This is a genomic window from Acinetobacter sp. YH12249, assembly GCF_013417475.1.
Classification (GTDB): Bacteria; Pseudomonadota; Gammaproteobacteria; order Pseudomonadales; family Moraxellaceae; genus Acinetobacter.
In genome coordinates this window covers 1-2,482 of sequence record NZ_VPDX01000068.1, presented here as the reverse complement: position 1 = coordinate 2,482, position 2,482 = coordinate 1, and the positions used below count along the sequence as shown (strand labels likewise).

Sequence of the window (2,482 nt, the reverse complement as noted above, 5' to 3'; positions counted from 1 at the left end):
GGACAAGCATCGTCATTTTATTATGGTCAGCCTCAGGGTGAAGTGTGTCTAATCAACAGGGTTTTCGGTCTCTAAGTACTTTTTAAAGGGAACATCATCGACTCAAATCTCTATTTGCAACAGTGCCTAAAATGGCTATTCAAGCATTTAACTGAAGAAATGATGGCTTATGATCAATAAATCGTTATTTAACATAAAATCTCTTATACGCAGTCAAAAATGGGAGCCTAAGCTCCCATTTTTATTGATGATTTTTTAATTCTTTTAGCATGGCATCCCGTAAAATTTTATTCATTCGTGTTTGATAGCCTTTGCCTTGGGCTTTTAGCCACTGCATGACATCCGCATCGATGCGAACCGTAGTTACTTGTTTAGTCGGCTTGTAAAATGGATTTTGCACTGCATTTTTCCAAAAACTTTCATCGAGTTCAGGAATATCTGAAAAGTCTATTTCACTGTCTGGGCGTTTATCTAATGCTTCAAGTCTTGCCTTTTGTTCTTCAGATAAGACAGGAGGTTTATTCAAATCTACTTTGTAAGTAACGGTTTTGTTCATACTGTTTCCTCTCTTTTTTCTCTGCCTGTCGTGCTGAAATAATACGGATATGATCAATCCCATTATGGTCTTGTACTGTGTGGGCCACCAATAAAACAGCTTGCCCATGTACCATACCTATCGCTTGCCAACGATATTCACCATTTTCAAAGCGATCCTGTTTGAAGACGGCATGAGCATCATAAAAAACCAATGTTGCATCTTCAAAGCAACACCATGTTTTTTGAGATTTGTTTCTGCTTTATGCTCATCCCATGAAAACTCAATTTCCATAGTTGCATCGCTTTTTGTTAATATAAAAATGTTAATACAAAATTGTAAATTTTGCAAAGTTGTTCCATTTTCTATTGGCAAAATCTTACAGAATCGAACATAAAAAATCCGACTTGTTTAAGTCGGATTTTTTTGCATTTTTGGATTTTTCTTGGTTTGTTAAGTTTCTGATATTTATATTTATATACAAGTGTATTGCGTATAACCACCATTATTTTAAATGGGTAAAGAAATACAGCTTAATGAATTTTCAGAGATTGGTTATTATATCTACCAGTTTTTTATAAAAAATTAAGACAATTATGCAACCTGAACATATGAATTTATCAAGAAGAATAGGACATTTTTTTGCGACTATCTATGCACAAATTAAATTAGACACTCGCAAAGGATTTACGGACTTATCAAAGGCTCAGGAGCAAGCACTATTACCGATAATCAATGAAATATTTTCTAAAAAATTTGATGATCTAAACAAAATTAATATTAATTATCCAGGTATTGATTATGGAGATTTTGATGATGGTTTAGGTCTTCAAATGACTATTACTGTCACAAAACAAAAAATTCAGGAAACGCTTAATAAAATTTCAAAATACGATGAAGACAAAAGAATCAAAAAACTATGGATGCTTTTTCTTACTGTAGAAGCCGTTCCCCAAAATGTGATGGTTAATAGTGCGGATATTGAAATAGAATATGTGACGCTAAAGGATCTAGAAGATAAAGTTATAACAGCAGACTTAGACTATCAAAGAAAATATTTATCATTAATAGAAAGAGAATATTCAAGCTATTTTCGAGCCAACACAAGTTTTAGTCTTCCTCAAAATACTCCTATTCCAAAAGATCTTAGTATATTCAATGACTTTATTCAGACTAAAGAATGGTTTCCTGATGATCCGAATGAGGGATATGAAAAAGTCTATAATTTTATAAGTTCTTTTCAGAATTGTTTACTTGATTGTTCTTCTAATGCCAGAGATTTACTTTCTTGTATGATCGAGATGCAAAGGATACCAGAAGATTATAATTCACATATTAAGATTGTTCTTGAAAAGCTGGTAGGAAGATTAAATATTCTAGATGAAGATTTTGATAATTTTGTATACGATTTAGAACTTTTAAAATCAAATCATTTGATTGATCTTAACGATGAATTTCAAAGTCTAGTTGGTAATGTTATTAAAACTAAAAAAGTCGCAATTTTAAGCTTTAAAACATATGAACCAGAAATCAATCTATTTTCTGTTTTACCTAATTTTTATTTAAAATACTATTCTTTGAATGATTTTTTAAGAGCAATTAGAAGTACTGATTTTTCACTTTTATCAGATCAAAAAATTAAGTCTTCCTACAATTAACATAATACACCTTATATGTAATGCAAATTTTTATTTAATATAAATCATAGTCTTATCGTATAGTAAAAAGCCCAACTGTGCTCAGTTGGGCTTTTTTGTTGATTTTTCATGTTCCACGCCTAATATTTAAACAATGTTTCACAAGTTTGATTAGCTGGTAATCCCCCCTAAAAATAATAGGATCTAAAAGTAGAATTTTCTCTTAAGATACGAGCAGGAGATTCTGCATGAAAACATCTAAATTTACTGACAGTCAGATCATGTCCATCTTGAAACAGGCAGAATCTGG

General features: G+C 31.4%; 2 protein-coding genes and 2 pseudogenes. 2 read left to right on the top strand and 2 right to left on the bottom strand.

Going from position 1 to position 2,482, the window contains the following annotated elements; all coding sequences use genetic code 11:
* Positions 1–75 (top strand): annotated as a pseudogene (locus FTV25_RS15880) (IS6 family transposase); the annotation flags it as partial.
* A 166-nt stretch (positions 76–241) separates the two neighbouring features.
* Here the strand turns inward: FTV25_RS15880 and FTV25_RS15875 are convergent.
* Both FTV25_RS15875 and FTV25_RS15870 read right to left on the bottom strand, forming a co-directional pair.
* Positions 242–556 carry a BrnA antitoxin family protein gene (locus FTV25_RS15875; protein WP_104988439.1) on the bottom strand — a complete coding sequence of 105 codons (315 nt, stop codon included), beginning with the start codon at positions 554–556 and terminating at the stop codon, positions 242–244.
* Positions 519–829 (bottom strand): annotated as a pseudogene (locus tag FTV25_RS15870) (BrnT family toxin). Before FTV25_RS15870 ends, FTV25_RS15875 begins: the two are co-directional and overlap by 38 nt.
* A gap of 302 nt (positions 830–1,131) precedes the next feature.
* On the opposite strand from FTV25_RS15870, the gene FTV25_RS15865 reads away from it, so the two are divergent.
* Positions 1,132–2,193, top strand: coding sequence for an SMEK domain-containing protein (locus FTV25_RS15865; protein WP_180004514.1), 1,062 nt, complete (start codon positions 1,132–1,134; stop codon positions 2,191–2,193).
* The last annotated feature ends 289 nt before the right edge of the window (positions 2,194–2,482 follow it).

Coding starts and splice junctions, on each gene's coding strand:
- FTV25_RS15875 (WP_104988439.1), bottom strand. CDS start 556: ATGAACAAAACCGTTACTTACAAAGTAGATTTGAATAAACCTCCTGTC.
- FTV25_RS15865 (WP_180004514.1), top strand. CDS start 1,132: ATGCAACCTGAACATATGAATTTATCAAGAAGAATAGGACATTTTTTT.